General features: G+C 70.1%; 17 protein-coding genes. 3 read left to right on the forward strand and 14 right to left on the reverse strand.

All coding sequences use genetic code 11. The features are described 5' to 3' along the window. Positions 1-16: 16 nt before the first annotated feature. Positions 17-406 (reverse strand): (2Fe-2S) ferredoxin domain-containing protein, encoded by a 390-nt coding sequence (locus tag AB0G47_RS04550; protein WP_360764017.1) that lies wholly within the window; start codon positions 404-406, stop codon positions 17-19. A gap of 194 nt (positions 407-600) precedes the next feature. On the opposite strand from AB0G47_RS04550, the gene AB0G47_RS04555 reads away from it, so the two are divergent. Further along, positions 601-1386, forward strand: coding sequence for a DUF899 domain-containing protein (locus AB0G47_RS04555; protein ID WP_360764019.1), 786 nt, complete (start codon positions 601-603; stop codon positions 1384-1386). Positions 1387-1634: 248 nt separating this feature from the next. Here the strand turns inward: AB0G47_RS04555 and AB0G47_RS04560 are convergent, their stop codons facing one another. After that, positions 1635-2981: a 6-phospho-beta-glucosidase gene (locus AB0G47_RS04560; protein ID WP_360764021.1), complete on the reverse strand. Its 1347-nt coding sequence runs from the start codon at positions 2979-2981 to the stop codon at positions 1635-1637. A 140-nt stretch (positions 2982-3121) separates the two neighbouring features. On the opposite strand from AB0G47_RS04560, the gene AB0G47_RS04565 reads away from it, so the two are divergent. Beyond that, positions 3122-4012 (forward strand): hypothetical protein, encoded by an 891-nt coding sequence (locus AB0G47_RS04565; RefSeq protein WP_360764023.1) that lies wholly within the window; start codon positions 3122-3124, stop codon positions 4010-4012. Between the two features lie 54 nt (positions 4013-4066). Here AB0G47_RS04565 and AB0G47_RS04570 read toward each other — a convergent pair whose 3' ends face one another. Further along, positions 4067-4456: a VOC family protein gene (locus AB0G47_RS04570; protein WP_135330503.1), complete on the reverse strand. Its 390-nt coding sequence runs from the start codon at positions 4454-4456 to the stop codon at positions 4067-4069. A 133-nt stretch (positions 4457-4589) separates the two neighbouring features. Between AB0G47_RS04570 and AB0G47_RS04575 the strand changes: the two genes are divergently transcribed. After that, positions 4590-5474: a LysR family transcriptional regulator gene (locus AB0G47_RS04575; protein WP_360765083.1), complete on the forward strand. Its 885-nt coding sequence runs from the start codon at positions 4590-4592 to the stop codon at positions 5472-5474. Positions 5475-5480: 6 nt separating this feature from the next. Here AB0G47_RS04575 and AB0G47_RS04580 read toward each other — a convergent pair whose 3' ends face one another. From AB0G47_RS04580 to AB0G47_RS04630, 11 genes are all read right to left on the reverse strand, one after another. Beyond that, complete coding sequence (locus AB0G47_RS04580; RefSeq protein ID WP_360764025.1) at positions 5481-5984, reverse strand: thioesterase family protein; 504 nt, start codon at positions 5982-5984, stop codon at positions 5481-5483. Beyond that, complete coding sequence (locus AB0G47_RS04585) at positions 5981-6946, reverse strand: 3-hydroxyacyl-CoA dehydrogenase NAD-binding domain-containing protein (RefSeq protein ID WP_360764027.1); 966 nt, start codon at positions 6944-6946, stop codon at positions 5981-5983. Before AB0G47_RS04585 ends, AB0G47_RS04580 begins: the two co-directional genes overlap by 4 nt. Positions 6947-7029: 83 nt before the next feature. Further along, positions 7030-7926, reverse strand: a complete 897-nt coding sequence (locus AB0G47_RS04590; RefSeq protein ID WP_360764029.1) for a 3-keto-5-aminohexanoate cleavage protein — start codon at positions 7924-7926, stop codon at positions 7030-7032. A gap of 98 nt (positions 7927-8024) precedes the next feature. After that, complete coding sequence (locus AB0G47_RS04595; protein ID WP_360764031.1) at positions 8025-8879, reverse strand: TetR/AcrR family transcriptional regulator; 855 nt, start codon at positions 8877-8879, stop codon at positions 8025-8027. Between the two features lie 293 nt (positions 8880-9172). Next, entirely contained in the window at positions 9173-11122 is a 1950-nt protein-coding gene (locus tag AB0G47_RS04600; RefSeq protein WP_360764033.1) for a beta-N-acetylglucosaminidase domain-containing protein, read from the reverse strand. Between the two features lie 150 nt (positions 11123-11272). Beyond that, positions 11273-12529, reverse strand: coding sequence for an alpha-L-fucosidase (locus tag AB0G47_RS04605; RefSeq protein ID WP_360765086.1), 1257 nt, complete (start codon positions 12527-12529; stop codon positions 11273-11275). Then, the gene (locus tag AB0G47_RS04610; RefSeq protein WP_360764035.1) at positions 12520-13593 is read right to left on the reverse strand and encodes an ABC transporter ATP-binding protein; all 1074 of its coding nucleotides are present in this window, start codon (positions 13591-13593) and stop codon (positions 12520-12522) included. The genes AB0G47_RS04605 and AB0G47_RS04610 overlap by 10 nt, the downstream gene beginning before the upstream one ends. Then, positions 13580-14605 (reverse strand): ABC transporter ATP-binding protein, encoded by a 1026-nt coding sequence (locus tag AB0G47_RS04615; RefSeq protein ID WP_360764037.1) that lies wholly within the window; start codon positions 14603-14605, stop codon positions 13580-13582. Before AB0G47_RS04615 ends, AB0G47_RS04610 begins: the two co-directional genes overlap by 14 nt. Further along, a complete protein-coding gene (locus tag AB0G47_RS04620) occupies positions 14602-15555 on the reverse strand; it encodes an ABC transporter permease (protein WP_360764039.1) in 954 nt (317 codons plus the stop codon). The genes AB0G47_RS04615 and AB0G47_RS04620 overlap by 4 nt, the downstream gene beginning before the upstream one ends. After that, positions 15552-16628, reverse strand: a complete 1077-nt coding sequence (locus AB0G47_RS04625; protein ID WP_360764041.1) for an ABC transporter permease — start codon at positions 16626-16628, stop codon at positions 15552-15554. Before AB0G47_RS04625 ends, AB0G47_RS04620 begins: the two co-directional genes overlap by 4 nt. Before the next feature lie 4 nt (positions 16629-16632). Then, a complete protein-coding gene (locus AB0G47_RS04630; protein ID WP_360764043.1) occupies positions 16633-18273 on the reverse strand; it encodes an ABC transporter substrate-binding protein in 1641 nt (546 codons plus the stop codon). Between the last annotated feature and the right edge of the window lie 33 nt (positions 18274-18306).

The raw sequence follows: 18306 nt of genomic DNA on the forward strand, positions 1-18306 counted from the left end.
TCTGTAGGCGGCCTGATCAGGCCTTCCCGGGCTCGACCAGTTGCAGCTCCAGAGTGGCCGACGGCTGAGCGAGCCCGGGCCCGCCGGCCTCGGCCCAGGCGATTATCTCGTCGAGCGACTCGTCGTCCACGGCGAAGCCGACCCATGCGGCTCGGCCGCCTTTGCGCCGTCCTGCCCCGGACGGCTGTACGACGATGATGTTCGCCTGTCCGCAGGGCCCGAGGCACTCGCTGGTCCGTACGGCGAACCGGCCCGCCGACTCGGCGGCGGCGGCCCGCAGCCGGGCCAGTTGCCAGTCGTGGTCGATGCCGGGGTTCTTGCGGGCGTTTCCGCAGCAGCAGCCTCGGCAGACGACGAGCGTGCAGGGCCTTGCGGCGGCGGATCCGATGGCGATGACGGGGCTCATCCGGTGATCATCTCAGAGCGTGTCCGCGGGCCTGGTCGGTGCGGGCTCGACCGAAAGCGTCCCGCCCCTGCCGCGATGAGTTCCCGCCGCGTCGCGAGTCTGTATCTGGTGAGCAGTCTTTAACTGGTGAACAGCCTGTATCTGGTGGCCGTCGTAGGACGCCGCCCGGCACGAGACACCACGGAGGACACACCATGACCACCGCACCGGACGACCCGACCACCGCGCTGCCCGGCCGCCCGCCCATCGTCGACCTCGACACCTGGCAGACCGAGCGCGACAAGCTCCTGGTCCGCGAGAAGGCCCACACCCACGAGGGCGACGCGATCGCCGCGGCCCGCCGCCGGCTGCCGATGGTGGAGTTCGACGGGACGGTCGATGTCGTCGGACCCGACGGCCCGGTGCCGTTCCTGGATCTGTTCCAGGGCCGCGACGAGCTCGTGGTCTACAAGCACATGTGGCACGACGGCGAGCCGCACGAGGGGCAGTGCGCGGGCTGCACCACGACGGCCTGGCACGCGAAGGACGCCGTCTATCTCAACGCCCGCGGCGTCTCGTTCGCCATCGTGACCACCGGCCGTTGGGACGAGGTCGCCCCGTACGTCGAGTTCATGGGCTACACCCAGCCCTGGTACTCGGTGCGCGACGTGGAGGAGCCGGTCGGCGGCGAAATGGGCTACCTCACCTGCTATCTGCGCGACGGCGACCGCGTATTCCTCACCTACTCCACGACGGGCCGCGGCAACGAGCCGGTCAACGGCTCCTTCGGCCTGCTCGACATGACGCCCTACGGCCGCGGCGAGGCCTGGGAGGACAAGCCCGAAGGCTGGCCCGAGGGGCACGAGTCGTGCTGGTTCTGGAGCACGGACGCGGACGGGAACGCCACCTGGGGCCCGACCGGCCGCCCCGTGCCGCAGTGGACCCGCCCCGGCGCGACGCCCGTGCAGCCGCCCGGCGGCCGGCCTGGCGATCAGGACTGAAACGCGCGTCCGTGTCGCGGGTCGCCGAGAACGTGGGCCGGCTGCTCGCCTCCGTCAGCGGCAGGCCCGCCGGTGGACGAAGTGACCTGCCTGATGTGCCCCGGCCCTGCCCTGCCGCCTTGCTTCATCGGAGCCCCACAGCTGGGGCTGTGCCCACCCTTCCCCAAGCTCTCGGCTTCGCTCGAGCAGGGGAGACCCCACTCGCCCTGCGGAACGCCTGCCCACAGCAAAGGCGGCCGGCAGGCCGGCTACGCCCCGTTCAGATAAGCCAGCCCCGGATGCACCCCCCGGTATCCCTCCACCAACCGCCGCGCCACCGCCACCGAATCCACCAGCGGATGCAGCGCGAACGCCTTCACCGCGGTGGTGCGTGAGCCGCTGGACGCCGCGGCCAGGACCTCCCGCTCGACCGCCTTGACCGCGCACACAAGACCCGTCGCGTGCAGGGGCAGCGGATCCACCACCATGGGGTGGGCGCCGTTCGCGTCCACGGAGCACGGCACCTCGATCACCGCGTCACCGTCCAGCGCCGAAAGCGTCGTGCGATTACGGACGTTGAGGATCAGCGTGGCCCGCTCGTCACGCGCGATGGCCCGCATCAGGGCAAGGGCGACCTTCTCGTATCCCCCGCTCTCAAGGTCTTCCTCCGCCCGCTCCCCCACCCCCGCGGCCTCCCGGTTCTCCGCCATGTACGTGGCCTCACGCTCCGCCCGCGTCGCGTCCCAGGCCTTCCATGCGGAATCCGATCCCCGCTGCAACTCGTCGTAGAACCGCGCCTGTTGGTCCCGCAGAAACGCCCCCCGCGTCTGCTCGGCCTCCTGGTACGACCGCACCGCCTCGCGGTTGAAGTAGTAGTAGTGCAAGTACTCGTTCGGCACGGCCCCCAACGACCGCAGCCACTCCGCCCCGAAGAGCCGCCCTTCCTCGAACGAGCCGAGCAGCGCGTCATCGCCGAGCAGCCGCGGCAACTCGTCACGCCCGTCGATCCGCAGGCCGCGCAGCCAGCCGAGGTGGTTGAGCCCCACGTAGTCGATGAACGCCGAGTCCGGGTCACCGCCGAGGATGCGTGCCACCCGCCGGCCCAGGCCCACCGGCGAGTCGCAGATGCCGATGACGCGATCGCCGAGCTCCCGGGACATCGCCTCGGTGACGAGCCCCGCCGGGTTGGTGAAGTTGATCACCCAGGCGTCGGGGGCGAGTTCACGCACCCGCCGGGCGATGTCGAGGGCGACCGGCACCGTGCGGAGCCCGTACGCGATGCCGCCCGCGCCCACCGTCTCCTGCCCGAGCACCCCCTCGGCCAGCGCGACCCGCTCGTCCGCCGCACGCCCTTCGAGGCCCCCCACCCGGATCGCGGAGAACACGAAGTCCGCGCCGCGCAAGGCCTCGTCGAGATCGGTCGTGGCCGTGACGGCGGGCGCGTCCGGCACCCCCAGGGCCTGGTCGGCAAGCACGCGGGCGACCGCTCCGAGCCGCGCCGCGTCCAGGTCGTGCAGCACGATTTCGGTGACCCGGCCCTCGGCGTGATCGCCGAGCAGCGCCCTGTACACGAGCGGGACGCGGAATCCGCCGCCACCGAGAATGACCAGCCTCACGTCTCAACCACCTTCTGTCGCACCACCTGACGGCCACCTCACGCACCTCTGTCGACGTGTCAGAACTCACCGGTCGACAGAGGTCACGTTACGTACGATTGCCCGGCAGCGATCGACCCCCCACGGAGGCAGCGCACCCAATGACACGTTTGAAGGCACCCGAAGCACGCAAGACATCCGCGGCCCTGCTCACCGCGCTCACCCTGACCACGGCGATAGCCACCGGCGGCATCGCATCCGCCGACACCGCACCCCGCTCCCCCGGCGGCTGGCAGGAGTCGGGCAGCTCGACCGTCAACTCCCTCACCGGCAGCCAGGGCCTGGCCAGCCGCGCCGACGGCAGCCTGCTCTACCGGGGCCTCGGCTCGATACCGCTCGATCTGCGGACCAAGGGCTGGTCCCACGTGGGCGACCCGGACATCGCCGACGGCCACACCGTGGACGCCTATCAGGGCGGCGACGACGCCAAGTCGAAGATGTTCGCCGTCACGACGCCCGACGGCAAGCGCCACCTCTACGAGCACCGGCTCGACGCGGGCGAGAAGCTGAACAACTCCTTCGCCGCCGTCTCACCGGACAAGCAGTGGCTGGTGTCCGGCGAATGGGGCGACCAGCCGCGGCTCCAGGTCTTCCCCGCCCCGCTCCTCAACTCCTCGACCCCGCCCACCGGCGGAGCGCTCCCCCAGGCCGGGCAGATCACGCTCGACAAGCCGGTGCGCGACATCCAGGGCTGTGACTTCGTGTCCGACACCCGTCTGGTGTGCGCCTCGAACGACGCATCCAAGGAGCTGTTCCCCGAGGACCGCCCGATCCTCCAGGTGGACCTGGCGCACGCGCTCGACGGGAAGCCCGTCACGGGCAAGGTGACCAGCCTGTTCGCCACGCCGCAACGCAGCATCTGCCGCGGCACGTTCGAGACGGAAGGCGTGGACTACGACTCCGCGCGCCGCACTCTGCGCGTCGAAGTGGTGCCGCCGGTGCCCTGCCTGGTGGTGACCTCGGTGTACGCGTACCGGCCGACCACAGGGTGACAGCGACCACGGGGTGACAGTAAGGGGTCGGTTCAGGCGTCCTTTGAGGTCGGTTCAGGCCTCCTTCGGGTACCAGCGCAGCTCCACGGTGTTGCCGTCCGGGTCCTGCACATACAGGGAGATCGCGGTGCCCCGGGCGCCGAAGCGCTTGCCGGGACCGTCCACGACCGTGAACACGCCGGAATCGATGACCTCTTGCCAGTCGAGCGGTTCGACCACCAGGCAGATGTGGTCGACGTTGCTGCCCACCGGCTCTCCGGCGGGCGCCGTGACGAGGTCGATGATGGTGGTGGGGCTGACCCGCACCGAAGGGAAGGGGACCTTGCCGGCCCGCCATTCGTCCACCCGTACCGGTTCAAGTCCCAGCGGGCCGGTGTAGAAGGCGAGTGAACGCTCGATGTCGGCGACGTTCAGGACGAGGTGGTCGAAGGCGATCACGCGCATGGGGTGTCTCCGCGGGGTCGGGGCGCCGGGGCGCCGAGGCCGTTGATGTCGGTGACTTCAGCATCGCCCGCCATGAACCCATCGGTCCAACACATGCTTGTCATCTGATCCATCGTGTTTCACGATGGATCAGATGGAGCTCCAGCAGATGCGCTACGTCCTCGCGGTGGCGGAGACCGCGAACTTCACTCGCGCCGCCGAGCGGTGCCATGTCGTCCAGTCCGCGTTGAGCCATCAAGTGTCCCGGCTCGAGAAGGAATTGGGTGCCCGGCTGTTCGAGCGGACCAGCCGCAAGGTCCGGCTGACCGCCGCGGGTGAGGCGTTCCTGCCGGCCGCCCGCCAGGCGCTTGAAGCGGCCGAGCGGGCGCGGGCGGAGGTGGCGGCGGCCACCGGCGAGATACGGGGCACGCTGGTCATCGGCTCGATCCCCACCGTGACGGCCGTCGATCTCGCGGCGGTGCTGCGGGACTACCGCCTGCGCTACCCCCAGGTGCGGATCAGCCTGCGGACCGGCGCCAGCGAGCGGCTCGTCGAGCAGGTGCGCGACGGCGGCCTCGACGCGGCGTTCCTCGGCGTGCAGTCCGGGTTCCGGTCACAGGGCGTCCACGACCGGGAACTCGCCCATGGGCAGCACGTCGCCGTGGTCGCCCCTGACCACCCGCTGGCCGCGGAGCACCAGGTGGACCTCAGCCGCATCGTCGATGAGGTGTTCGTGGACTTCGCCGCGGGCAGCGCCGCCCGTGCCCAGTCGGACGAGGCGTTCGCGGCGGCCGGGCTGCGCCGCGAGGTCGCCTTCGAGGTGTCCGGCGTCGAACTGATGGCCAGGATGGTCCGGCACGGCCTCGGCATCGCCCTGCTGCCCGCGGCGTTCGCCGCCGAACTGCCGGGCGTGCGCGGTGTCCCGGTCACCAACGGTCCGGTGCGGGTGGAGCGCCTCGTCTGGAGCCGGTTCACCCCGCCTCCCGCGGCCGCCGCCTTTCTCGCCCTGTTGGGCGTCGGCACACCGCCGGCCGCGTGACCGCCTTCAGCCGCCCACCGTGGCGATGGCGCGGCCCGCCCATTCCGGGGCCGGTTCCACAAGGCCGGTGAGGCGTTCGCGGATCTCGTCCGGGAAGGGCGTGGCGCGGCCCGCGTTCTGGTCGACGTGGAGCGCGAGCAGCTCCGTCGTCGCCACGGGGGTGGCGTCCGGGGCGGGTTCGGCCGCCCCTTCCCCGGTGGACTCGACGACGTACATCTCGTGCGCGAAGCGCGCCTTCTTCGCGTCCGCGCCCAACATGCGGGTACGGACGACGAGTTGAGAGCCCTCCGCGACGTCGTTCAGATAGCGGATGTGCGCCTCGACCGTGTAGAGGGAGCAGCCGGTGGACTCGCGGTAGCCCGCGTGCAGGCCCGTCTCGATCATCATGGCGTCGGTGGCATAGCCGAAGACCAGGACGTAGAAGGCCTCGCTCATGTGGCCGTTGTAGTCGATCCACTCGGGCCGGACGGTACGGCGCAGAAGCGGCAACTGGGCGGTGATGTCGGTCACTTGGCTTCCTTTCGCTGCTGCGGCAGACGGCCCGTCGCCCGCAGTACGTCGATGACTCCCTGGTCGCGCTCGGCGACCAGGTCGGCGATGGTCCTGCCGTCCGCCGCGTCGTCGCATCCGGCAACCACGGCGTCGTACAGCTTCTTGTCGAGCTCGGGTGCTTCGAGGCGCGTCCACGGCGACTTCAGGGACGGACCGAAGTGGTCGAGCATGTGGGCCATGCCGCCCTCGCCGCCCGCGAGCGCGAAGGTGAGCATCGGGCCCATGAACGCCCAGCGCAGGCCCGGCCCTTCGGTGATCGAGTCGTCGATCTCCTGGACGGTGGCCTCTCCGTTGGCGACCATGTGCAGGGCCTCGCGCCACAGGGCTTCCTGGAGGCGGTTGGCGATGAAGCCGGGGACTTCGTCCTTCATGGTGATGACGGACTTGCCCGCGATCTCGTAGAAGCGGGACGCCCAGGTCACGGCCTCGGCGTCGGTGCGCTCCCCGCCGACGACCTCGACGAGCGGGATCAGGTACGGCGGGTTGAAAGGGTGCCCGACGACCAGGCGGCCGGGAGTGGCCGCTTCGGTCTGCATGTCGGTCATCGGGTAGCCGGAGGTGGAGGAGGCTATGACGACTCCGGCGGGCGCGGCGGCGTCCAGCTTGGCGAGCAGGTCGCGCTTGAGCTCCAGCTTCTCGGGGGCGCTCTCCTGCACGAACTGGGCGTCGGCGACGGCCTCTTCGAGGGTGGCGGTCACGGTGAGCCGGTCCTGCGAGGCGCCTTCGGCGAGACCGAGCTGGGTGAGCGCGGGCCAGGCCGCCTCAACCAGGCGGCGCAGCCGCTGCTCGGCGTCGGGGGCCGGGTCCCAGGCGGTGACGTCATAGCCACGGGCCAGGAAGTGCGCGACCCAGCCGCCGCCGATGACACCGGCGCCTACGCAGGCGACGCGGCGGACTTCTTCAGGGGTGATGATGGTCATGAGGGTGGAGTTCCTTTCGGGTCGCGCCCGAAGGGGCGCGGGGAACTGCGCGACCAGCCAAAGACGGCCCGCAGAAAAGGGCACTACGCGCGGGGCTTCAGACCCAGCTTCTGGCGCGCCTCGTCCGGCGTGGCGACACGCGAACCGAGGTTCTCGGTGATCTGCACGGCGCGCTCGACAAGCTGCGCGTTCGTCACCTTGTTGCCCTTGCCGAGGTACAGGTTGTCCTCGAGGCCGACGCGGACCTGACCGCCGAGCAGGATGGACTGGGCGACCCACGGCATCTGCATCCGGCCGAGCGCGAAGCTGGCCCACTGGGCGCCCTCGGGCAGCATGTTGACCATGGACTGGAGGACGCCCGGGTCGGCGGGGGCGCCCCACGGGATGCCCATGCAGAGCTGGAAGACGGTGGGGTTGTCGAGCAGCCCCTCGGCGATGAGCTGCTTGGCGAACCACAGCTGGCCGGTGTCGAAGATCTCCAACTCGGGCCGCACAACCAGCTCTTGGATGCGCTTGGCGCCCTGGCGGAGCATGTCGGGGGTGGAGATGTAGAGGTTGTCGCCGAAGTTGAGGGAGCCGCAGTCGAGGGTGCAGATGTCGGGGAGCAGGTCCTCGACGTGCGGGAGGCGGTCGAGGCCGCCGACGAGATCGGTGCCGGGCAGCTCGCCGAGCTCCTTCAGCGGCTGGACCGGGTCGATGACGAGGTCGCCGCCCATGCCCGCCGTCAGGTTGATGACGACGTCGGTGCCGGTCTCCTTGATGCGCTCGACGACCTCGCGGTACAGGCGGGGGTCGCGCGATGGGGCACCGGTCTCGGGGTCGCGGACGTGGATGTGTACGACGGCGGCGCCCGCGTCGGCGGCCTCGACCGCGGACTTGGCTATCTGCTCGGGCGTGACGGGTACGTGCGGGCTCTTGCGGACGGTGTCACCGGCGCCGGTGAGGGCGGCGGTGATGATGACGTCTTGGTTCACGGGCATGGTGAACTCTCCCTGGAGTAGGGGCTGTTGGTGCTGGTGCTGGATTTGTGGCCGGTGTTCGTCTTCTTTGATGCGTACGTTGGTGAAGCCGCGCGCGGTCAGTTCCGCGGGCGGGGCGCGGTGAGCGTCGACTCGACGTACACGAGAAGCGCCTCGTGCATGTCGTCGGGGGACGTGCCGTCGCCGGCGGGATTCGAGGCGAGGACTTGTGTCGCCAGGCCGTCGATCAGGGCGGTGAGTCTGAGCGCCGCCGAGTGCGGGTCGACGGGGCGGAACACGCCCTGGTCGACGCCGCGGCGGATGACATCGGCGACGGTGGCGCGCCACTGCCGGTAGTAGTCGGCGTGCAGCCGGCCGACGGCGGTCGAGCGGGCGGCCTCGGCCCACAGGTCGAGCCAGACGCCCCACTGCCAGCGCTGCTGCGGGGTGCGGGGGATCTGCAGTTCGATCAGCTGGCGCAGTTCGTCGGCGGCGTCGGCGGCGTCCGCGACGCGGGCCGCGCGGCGGGCGGTGTCCTCGTCCATGCACCAGCGGACGGCGGCTTCGAGGAGGTCGTCGCGGCCGGGGAAGTGGTAGTGGATGGCGGCGGTGCTGGTGGCGCAGGCCTCGGCGATGTCGGCCACGCGGACGGCGTGGAATCCCCGCTCGGCGACGAGCCGCACCGTCTCCCGGACTATCTGGAGAGGGCGGCCGCCTTCGGGGGCGGTGGTGCGCTCGCGCTTCGCCGGGGGCGGTGCCGTCTGGGCGCCGGCACCCAGGAGCCAGCCCGCGTCGACGCCACCGGTGTCCGCGATGCGGGCGAGTTCGGCGGCGGTGAAGCGGCGGGTGCCGCCGAGGGAGCGGGAGAGCTTTGAGGGGTCCATCACGATGCGGCGGGCGAATTCGCGCTGGGTCGTGCCGGCGTCGGCGATGACCTTGCGGACGCGGTCCGCCACCTCGGGGTCTTGCTGCATGCCGGGCACGGTACCTTCGCGTTGCGCTGACCGCAATCTTGGTGGGCCTGTGGTTGTCTATACCCTGCCGTTGCGCTACTGACTGACGTATCAGTTACCGCACCGCCACGCCTCTGCCCCGAGCCCGACGCCCCGTCCATCGGCACCCGGCAGCGAGCGTTGTGCCCACCCGTTCCGCCGTGCGGAACGCCTGCCCACAACAGGGACAGCCGGGTAATCGGGTGGGTGGGAAAGATCCGTCGCGGAGCGGCGGGACAGGGAAGCCCCCCACCGGCCCGCGGCGGACCACAGGGCTAGACCCTCTCCCGCACCCCCTCCACGAACTCATCCAGGAACGGATCCGCAATCTTCACCGGCCCATGCTGGTGATGCTCCGCCGGGTCCACCTGGATCGAGGAGGCCCGCCCGGCGGCCTCCTCCATCGCGGCGAGCGACTTCGCCGCGGCGTCCGCGTCGCCCGACTGCTCCGCGGTCAGCGCCGCGAGCCCATGCCGCAAGGCGGCACCCCACAGCTCCGTGGCGTCCAGCCACTGCTTCGCATCGTGGAGGAACAGCGGGTCCGGCAGACCGTCCCGCAGCACCGCGGGGACCCGCTCGATCTCCCGAGCCGTGGGGCGCAGTTCCCGTACCGCCCCGGAGGAGTCACTCTCGTACCGCTTCCAAAAGGCATCCAGCTTCGGCCCGAGCACGGGCGACTGCGGCTGCCAGTTCGACTCACCGAACGTCGGCGCCGCATGGTTGAGATCCACGAACGTCTGCACCGCGTCGGCGATCCGCTCATCGCCCCCGGCGAGATACAACGCAGCCTGCCGCGCCGACCGCGCCCGCTCGTACCCCCGGTCGTTCCAGGAGAAGTCGTTCATGGTGAAGACGGCCAGCTTGCTCGCCGCCTCCTGGTTCATCGGGTTGGAGACGATGCCGCTCAGGTGCCCCGAAAGGCCCGCCTCCCGCTTGTCGTAAGGAGCCAGCAGCAGCCGCCCCGCCGTGCGCGCGAAGTCATTGACCGGGTAGTTGTCCCAGACGAACACCTTCCGCCCGAAAAGCTCGGCGGCCTTCTCCGCCTGTGCGTTGGTGATCTCGGGCGGGACGACGTCCGTCCCGGTCCACATCACCTCCACCGCGCCATCCAGCTCGGCCCGCATCGTCTGCTTGTACGCGGTGTCCGTCAGGTCGCCGTACTCGGTGGGCACCATCTGCAGCGGATTGGCGCCCTCCTTCTGCGCGATGAAGTCCCGCTGGATGGTGTTGAGGAGACCCACCTGTGCCTTGGCCGCGGGGCCACGGCCCGGCGAACCGAACTTCGCCCTGTCGCCCTCGCAGTTCCACTTGGTGTAGCTGATGTCGTCCAGCGGAACCGAGAAGGACCGCACGCCCAGGTCGTACAGCGCCTGGAGCTTCGCGGTCAGCGCCTTGACGTCCGCCGGGTCCGAGTAGCAGATGGACCCGCCGGGCGAGACCGCGAAGGTGAAGCGGACGTGGTTGGCGGTCGCGCGGTCGACGAGCTTGCCCAGCTCGGCGAGCTTGTCCGCCGGGTAGGGATCGCGCCACTTCTCGCGGTGGTAGGGATCGTCCTTGGGCGCGTACACATAGGTGTTGGCCTTGGTGTCGCCCAGGAAGTCCATCTGGTCGAGGCGTTCGGCCTCCGTCCAGGGCGGGCCGTAGAACCCTTCGATGCTGCCGCGCAGCGCCATGGACGGGAAGTCCGAGATCTCAGCCCCGGCGATCCGTCCTCTCGATATGAGCTGACCGAGCGTCTGCGCCGCGTAGAACTGCCCGGTCGCGTCCGTGCCGCCGAGCGCGACGGTGCGGTGCCCGGCCCGCAGCGCGTAGCCCTCGTCCTGCTCCGGCACCTTGGTCGCGCCGAGCGCCTTCGCGATGTCGGGACGGGCCGCGGGGCCGAGGAGCAGGGTCAGCGGGGCACTGCCCGACGCCTTCGTACGTACGTCGATGTCGCCCACCCCATGGGCGCGCAGGATCTCGGTGACGCGGCCCTCGGCGGCCTTGTCCGTGTCGTCGCCGACGACGAGTTCGGCACGCCCTGCGAGCGGCACGTCGTCGCCCGCACGGGCCATGTGCTGCGGGGTCGGGGACACGACGGGGAGCCGGCCGGACACGGCTTCCTCCTCAGCGGACTGGGGGGACGGCGGCGCGGCGGCCGCCGCCGCCGGGGCGAGGGGAACGGCGAGGACGGCAAGCGCGAGAAGCGCCGTCCGCGGTCTGAGAGAGCGTGTGGTGCGGGGCATAAGGCCTCCGAACTTCGGGATGGGGGTGCGGGTGGGATCAAGGGGGGCGCCCCGTAAGGGGCGCGGGGCTGTATCGATCTGCGGCTCCGCCGCGGGGCGCGACCAGCCCCCACCGGCCCGCAGTGATGAACCGCCTAACCAGCGGAGCGCTCAGGCGCGGTACAGATCCAGCTCGCCGTCGAGTTCGAGGGCGAGCACGGTGCAGAGGGGATCGAGCTGCTCGTCGCTCACATGGACGTACTCCCAGCCGGGTACGTCGCCGAGGCCGCCGACCCGCTCGTGGCGGGCCTCGACTCCCTTGCCCAGTACGCGTGCGGACGTCACGGCGCTGCGTACGCCGCGCAGGACCACGTACTCGTTGGGCCGGTCGAAGAGGAAGAGATACAGGGTGCGGCGGTCGGCCGAGAGCGTCGACGGTCCGTAGAAGTGGCCGTGCGGAAGGCCACGCACCGTGCCGTACACGGCGTCGGTGTGCCGGGAGATCCACTCCCCCAGCGCTTCGAGGCGCTCGGTCTGCTCGGGAAGGAGCGTGCCGTCCTCTTTCGGGCCGACGTCGAGGAGGAGGTTGCCGCCGCCTCCGATGGCCTCCGCGAAGATGCGGACCAGCTGCCGGGGCGACTTGTGGTGGTCGTCCTGCGGCTGGTAGCCCCAGGAGTCGTTGACGGTGAGGCACAACTCCCATGGCTGGGACGGCGGTTCGATGGGCACGCCCTGCTCGGGCGTGGCGTAGTCGCCGTGCCCGGTGAGGCGGCCGTTGACAACCGTGCGCGGGGACAGCGCGCGGATCTCCTCGGCGAGTTCCGCCATCCGCCACTGCTCGGGGCTGCGTTCCCACTCCCCGTCGAACCAGAGCAGGTCGGGCTCGAACCGTTCGAGCAGCTCCCGTACCTGTGCGCGGTGGAAGGCGAGGAAGTCCGCCCACCGCTGCCCGGACTCCTCGCCGGCGGCGGGCATCGAGTAGCGGTTGCCGCGCTCGGCGGGGTCCTGTCCTTCGGGGCGCACGGTGGCGTAGTCGGGGTGGGACCAGTCCAAGTGCGAGTAGTACAGGCCGACTTTGATGCCGCGGGCGCGCAGGGCGGCGACGTACGGGGTGATGAGGTCGCGGCCCGCGGGGGTGCGTTTGACGACGGACAGATCGTTGGCCGCGGTGTCCCACAGGGCGACCCCGTCGTGGTGCTTGGCGGTGAGGACGGCGTAGCGGGCGCCCGCGCGGACGAACAGGTCCGCCCAGGCCTCGGGGTCGTACGCGGCGGCGGTGAAGCCTTCGAGCTGCGCCATGTAGCGGTCGTAGGGCACCTGGTCGTGGAAGAAGGACCAGGACTCGGCGACTCCGTCCACGCTGTAGATGCCCCAGTGGAGGAAGATGCCGAGCTTGGCATCGGTGAACCACGGCTGAATCACTGGCAGTTCTCCTCGTCTGGGCGGTCGTCGTAACGCGTGTCGTAGCTCCAGCAGTGGGCCCACTGCCCGTCGTCGAAGTGGGTGCGCGGCGGGAAGGCGGTGGCGCAGACCGGTCGGGCGATGGGGCAGCGCGGGTGGAAGCGGCAGCCGGTCGGCGGGTCGACGAGGCTGGGCGGCTCGCCGAGGGTCTCCTCGTCGTCCATCACGTCCGGTTCGTCGAGCAGTCCGCCCCGGTCTGGGTCGGGGGCGGACTCCAACAGGAGCCGGGTGTACGGGTGTCGGGGATGCTCCACCAGCGCGTCGCCCGGACCCGACTCGACGAGCTGGCCCGCGTAGAGGACCTTGATCTCGTCGGCGAAGTAGCGGGCGCTCGCGATGTCGTGGGTGATGTAGAGGATCGCGAGGCCCTCGTCGTCGCGGAGCTTGCCGAGGAGGTTGAGGATGTCGAGGCGGATGGAGACGTCGAGCATCGACACCGGTTCGTCGCCGAGCAGCACCTTGGGGCGTGCGGCGAGCGCGCGGGCGATGGCGACGCGCTGGCGCTGGCCGCCGGAGAGTTCGTGCGGGAACTTGTCGATGAACTGGTCGGCGGGGGTGAGGTTGACCCGCTCCAGGAGTTCGACGACCGCCTTTTCCGTCTCCGCCCGGCCCCGTACGTGGCCGTGAAGACGCAGCGGCCGGCCGAGGATGTAGCGAAGGCGGTGCACGGGGCTCAGCGAGGAGAAGGGGTCCTGGAAGACCATCTGCACCTGGCGGTAGTACGCCCGTTTGCCCTTGGCCGAGCGGGCCGCCACGACGGGCGCTCCGTCGAGGCGGATCTCGCCCTCGGTGGGCGGGTAGCCGAGCGCGAGCAGCCGGGCAAGGGTCGACTTGCCGCTGCCGCTCTCGCCGACGAGCGCGGTGATACGGCCCTGGTGCAGGGCGAGGGTGGTGGGTTCGACGGCGCGTACGACCTTGCCGTGCTGCCCGGGGCCGTGCAGCGGGAAGCGCTTGGTGACCTCGCGGGCCTCAAGTACCGGTTCAGATTTCGGTTCAAGTACCGGTTCAAGTGTCGGTTCACCCAGGGACATTGGTGCTCCTCGGCTCGTGCTGCTGCTCCTGAAGTCCGCCGTGGAGATGGCAGGCCACCTCGCCGCCCGCCGTGGCGCGCAGCTCGGGCACTCGTTCGTCGCAGGGGTCGAACCGCTTCGCGCAGCGCGGATGGAAGGGGCAGCCCGCCGGCGGGTGCCGCAGGCCCGGCGGGGAGCCGGGGATGCCGGTGATCTCGCGGCGCGGTCCGTGCAGCGGAGGGAAGGCGCCGCGCAGTGCGGCCGTGTAGGGGTGTCGGGGGTCGGTGTACAGCTGTCGGGCGGGGCCTGTCTCGACGACCCGGCCCGCGTACATGACGGCGATCCGGTCGGCGATCTCGATGAGCAGCGACAGGTCGTGCGTGATGAAGATGACGGAGAACCCCAACTCGCGCTTCAGACGCGCCACTTGGCGCAGGATCTGGCGCTGCATGACCACGTCCACCGCGGTCGTCGGCTCGTCCATCACCACGAGGTCCGGTTCGCAGGCGAGCGCGAGCGCGATGGTGGCGCGCTGCCGCATGCCGCCGGACAGTTCATGGGGGTAGGCGCGCACCCGGTCGGCCGGGATGCCGACCATGCCGAGCAGCTCACCCGCACGCCGCCAGGCGGCATCCCGCGACAGGCCGCGGTGCAGCCGCAGTACGTCGGCGAACTGTGCGCCGATCCGGTGCACCGGGTTGAGCGCGTTCATGGCGCTCTGGAAGACGATCGCGACGCGCTCCCAGCGCAGGGCGCGCAGCTCACGTTCGGTGAGCTTGAGGAGGTCGACCGGCGGCCCTTCGCCGTGGAGGTGGACCGTGCCCGCCGTGGTGACGGCGGGCGGCCGCTCGAGCCGGGTGAGGGCCGTGACCAGCGTCGACTTGCCGCAGCCGCTCTCTCCTACGATCCCCAGGGTCTCCCCGCGGTACAGGGTGAGGTCGACGTCGCGTACGGCGTGGACGGGTTCGGCCCGGTCGAAGTAGTCGACGCGCAGTCCGCGCGCCCGCAGCAGCACCTCGGTGGTGTCGCTCATCGTGCCTCCTCGGTGGTGCGCAGGGCCGCGGCCGCCGCCCGGCGGCGCACGGCCCGGCCCGGCCTGCGAAGGCGGGGGTTGGCGATCTCGTCGATGCCGAAGTTGATGAGGCCCGCCGCGACGCCGATGACGGCGATGCACGCGCCCGGCGGGATGAACCACCACCAGGCGCCGCGTGCAAGGGCCGAGGCGTTCTGCGCCCAATAGAGCATCGAGCCCCAGCTGGTGAGGTTGATGTTGCCGAGGCCGATGAAGGACAGCCCGGCGTCGGCGAACATCGAGAGGACCACGGCGGACAGGAAGCTCGCCGAGATGAGCGGCGCCATGCTGGGGATCAGCTCGCGGGTGATGATCCACCAGCGGCTCTCGCCGGTCATCTCGGCGGCCGTGACGAAGTCCCTTCGCCGCAGCGAGAGCGTCTGCGCGCGTTTGCCGCGGGCGCCCCACGGCCAGGACGTCAGGCCGATGATGAGGGCCACCGTCAGCCAGCCGCCGCGCCCTTTGACGTAACTCGCGACGATGATCAGCAGGGGCAGGCTGGGAATGACGAGGGCGATGTTCGTGCCGGCGGTGAGCAGCGCGTCCGCGGTGCCGCCCAGATAGCCGCCGGCGACGCCGACGAGCACCGACAGGGTGGTCGAGATGACGGCGGCGACCAGGCCCACCAGGAGCGAGACGCGGCTGCCGACGACGAGCTGGGCCAGGACGTCCTCGCCGGTGGCCGTCGTCCCCAACAGATGGGATCCGGACGGTGGTTGCATGCCGTCGGCGGTGTGGATGGCGGTGGCGGAGAGCCCGAAGACGTCCTCCACGATGAAGGGTCCGGCCAGGGCGAACAGCGCGAAGAACACCAGGATCGCGATCCCGGCCCGCACCTTGCGGTTCTCGGGAAGCCACACTTTGCGGTTCTCCGGCAGCCGTCCCTTGAAGCTCCTGAGGCTGAGGTTCATGCGCGGCCCTCCCTGGCCCGTGGGTCGATCAGGCCGTACACGGAGTCGGCGAGGAAGTTCGCGGCGAGAACCGACAGCGAGACCATCAGGAACAGCGCCTGCATCAGCGGGTAGTCGACGCTGGCGACGGACTGGTACAGCAGATAGCCGACGCCGGGATACGCGAAGACGGCCTCCACCAGGAGCTGTCCGCCGACCACGTTGCCGATGTTGATGGCGAACCCGGCGACGCTCGGCAGGATCGCGTTGCGGGCCGCGTACCGGAACATCACCCGGCTCTTGCCGAGACCCTTGGCGCGCGCCAGGAGGACGTAATCCTCGGAGACCGTCGTGATCATCATGTTCCGCATGCCGATGTACCAGGTGGCCGACCAGCCGAGCGCGATGGTGAGTGCGGGCAGCGCGGCATGGCTGATGACGCTGCCGATGAATTCCGTGCTGAGGCCCGGCGTCAGATCACCGTCGTACGCGCCGCCCGTCGGCAGCCAGGCCAGCTGGAAGCCGAAGACGAGGACGAAGAGCAGCGCGATCCAGAAGGTGGGAAGCGCGTTGAGGAACATCGCGCCCGGCGTCGCCACCGAGTCGACGCGTGAGCCCGCGCGGCCGCCCGCCATGATGCCGCCCGCCGTGCCGATGACGAAGGACAGCACGGCGGTGACACCGACGAGCCCGATCGTCCACGGCAGGCCCGCGCTGATGACGTCCCACACCGGCGTCGGGAAGAACGCCACCGAGAGCCCGAAGTCGAGGTGTGCGACCTGCCCGAGGTAGGTGACGTACTGGCTCCACAGCGGTTCGCCCGGATCGCCGAACAGCCGGTAGATGCTGGCGATCTGTTCGCCGGAGAGCGCCGAGCGGCCCTGCATCTGCGCGATGAGCGCGGACGCCGGGTCGCCCGGCATCAGCCTGGGCAGCAGGAAGTTGAGCGTGATGGCGATCCAGGCGGCGGCCAGATAGAAGCCGAGGCGCTGTACGAAGTAGCGGCCCGCGCCGAGCCTGAGCCGGCGTGCCGGCCGTTCCTTCGGGCGGTCGCCTGCCGCGACGACAGCCACCGTTTCGGAGGGGGCCGTCATGCGCCTAGCCCGCCTTCGCGGGGCGGAGGGACAGGATCGTCTGCACCATGTCGGTGGGGCCCGCCCAGGGCGCGGGGATGGCGTAGGGGTTCTTCTCGTCGGGCCAGCCGGTCCAGTTCTTGCTGTTGTACTGGGCGGAGGCGCCGTTGGTGATGAGCGGGGCCGCGGGCACCTCGTCGATCATCAGCTTCTCCAGCTTCGCGGAGAGCTTCTTGATGGTCGCGTCGTCGCCCGCGCGCTCCATCTCCTTGAGGATGCCGTCGGCCTTCGCGCTCTTGTAGTGGCCGTAGTTGGTCCAGATGCCGGCGTTGTCGCTGTGCAGCATGTCCCGGTAGAAGTTGTACGGCGTGTTGTAGAAGACGGCGCCGCCGACCAGGACGTCGAACTTGGCCTGCTGGCGTGCCGTGTCGAGCTGGGCGCTCGGCATGGGCTGGACCTCGACCTTGACGCCGGCCTTCTTCAGCTGCTGGGCGAGGACCTTGTCGCGCTGGATGGAGTCGGCGAACTCGGTCACTTCGAGGATCGTGAAGCTGAGCTGCTTGCCGTCCTTGCCGACGAGCTTCCCGTCCTTCATCTCGTATCCGGCCTTGGCGAACTCCTTTTCGGCTTCGGCCAGTTCGGGCTTGGGTTGATCGGCGTCCTGATACTTTCCGTCGATCCATTTGCCCTGCGTCCGGGTGTCGAGTCCGGTGAGGTTGAGCGGCTTGAGCATGCCCGGGTTGCCGAGGTCGGCGAGCTCGGAGCGGTCGACGGCGAGGGAGAGGCCCTTGCGGACGTGGACGTTCTTGAACGGCGCCTTCTTGTGGTTGAAGAACATGTAGGTGCCGCCGTAGGTGGGGTACCAGGCGTGGTGGTTCTTCGGGTCCTTGTCGACGTAGCTCTTCTTCACGTCGGGCACGGCGCCGCCGCTCCACTCGACCTCGCCGCTGAGCAGCTTTCCTATCTCGGACGACGAGGAGACGACCGGCGCCTTGAGGGTCTTCACCGGCACCTTCTGCTTCCAGTAGTCGTCCCTGGCCTCGAAGGTGAGCTGCTGGGCCGCGTACCGCTTGAGCTTGTACGGGCCGCTGGCCACCGGGTCGGGGTTGGTGAAGGTCTTGCCGTCCTTGCCCTTCCAGATCTTGGCGGGGACGGGGCGGATGGAGCCGATGTTGCGCAGGCGGGCGTAGCCGGGGGTGTCGAAGGTGATGACCACGGTGTGGTCGTCGGTCGCGGTCGCCTTCTCGTACTCGAACCGCCAGTCCACCGGCAGGTCCTGCTTGGTGACGTACTCCAAGGCGAAGATGACGTCCTTGGCGGTCAGCCTGGTGCCGTCGCTCCAGTTGGCGCGCTTGTCCAGATCGATGGTGATCTTCTTGCCGCCGTCGGACCAGGCGTACTTGGTGGCGAGCCAGGGGACGAACTTGCCGCCCTGGAGGTTGTTGAAGGAGAACAGCGGCTCGTACTGGAAGCCGAAGGTGCCCTGGCTCGCCTTCACCGAGAACGGGCTGAAGTTGCGGGCGATGGTGTTGCCGGAGAAGCCCATGTTCACGGTCAGCGAGTCCGTGCCCCTGCCGCCGGAGGCGGTGGGGGTCGCCGAACAGCCTGCGGTGACGGCGAGCGCGAGAGCGGCCACGCCCGTGACGCCCAGTCTGGTCCACTTCATGGCGGGTTGATACCTCCGGGTTGGCAACGTTGT

The sequence above is a fragment of the Streptomyces sp. NPDC021622 genome (assembly GCF_040640795.1).
GTDB lineage: Bacteria > Actinomycetota > Actinomycetes > Streptomycetales > Streptomycetaceae > Streptomyces.

Coding starts and splice junctions, on each gene's coding strand:
- AB0G47_RS04585 (WP_360764027.1), bottom strand. CDS start 6,946: ATGACCATCATCACCCCTGAAGAAGTCCGCCGCGTCGCCTGCGTAGGC.
- AB0G47_RS04555 (WP_360764019.1), top strand. CDS start 601: ATGACCACCGCACCGGACGACCCGACCACCGCGCTGCCCGGCCGCCCG.
- AB0G47_RS04615 (WP_360764037.1), bottom strand. CDS start 14,605: ATGAGCGACACCACCGAGGTGCTGCTGCGGGCGCGCGGACTGCGCGTC.
- AB0G47_RS04630 (WP_360764043.1), bottom strand. CDS start 18,273: ATGAAGTGGACCAGACTGGGCGTCACGGGCGTGGCCGCTCTCGCGCTC.
- AB0G47_RS04610 (WP_360764035.1), bottom strand. CDS start 13,593: ATGTCCCTGGGTGAACCGACACTTGAACCGGTACTTGAACCGAAATCT.
- AB0G47_RS04575 (WP_360765083.1), top strand. CDS start 4,590: ATGGAGCTCCAGCAGATGCGCTACGTCCTCGCGGTGGCGGAGACCGCG.
- AB0G47_RS04590 (WP_360764029.1), bottom strand. CDS start 7,926: ATGCCCGTGAACCAAGACGTCATCATCACCGCCGCCCTCACCGGCGCC.
- AB0G47_RS04570 (WP_135330503.1), bottom strand. CDS start 4,456: ATGCGCGTGATCGCCTTCGACCACCTCGTCCTGAACGTCGCCGACATC.
- AB0G47_RS04620 (WP_360764039.1), bottom strand. CDS start 15,555: ATGAACCTCAGCCTCAGGAGCTTCAAGGGACGGCTGCCGGAGAACCGC.
- AB0G47_RS04550 (WP_360764017.1), bottom strand. CDS start 406: ATGAGCCCCGTCATCGCCATCGGATCCGCCGCCGCAAGGCCCTGCACG.
- AB0G47_RS04595 (WP_360764031.1), bottom strand. CDS start 8,879: ATGCAGCAAGACCCCGAGGTGGCGGACCGCGTCCGCAAGGTCATCGCC.
- AB0G47_RS04600 (WP_360764033.1), bottom strand. CDS start 11,122: ATGCCCCGCACCACACGCTCTCTCAGACCGCGGACGGCGCTTCTCGCG.
- AB0G47_RS04565 (WP_360764023.1), top strand. CDS start 3,122: ATGACACGTTTGAAGGCACCCGAAGCACGCAAGACATCCGCGGCCCTG.
- AB0G47_RS04625 (WP_360764041.1), bottom strand. CDS start 16,628: ATGACGGCCCCCTCCGAAACGGTGGCTGTCGTCGCGGCAGGCGACCGC.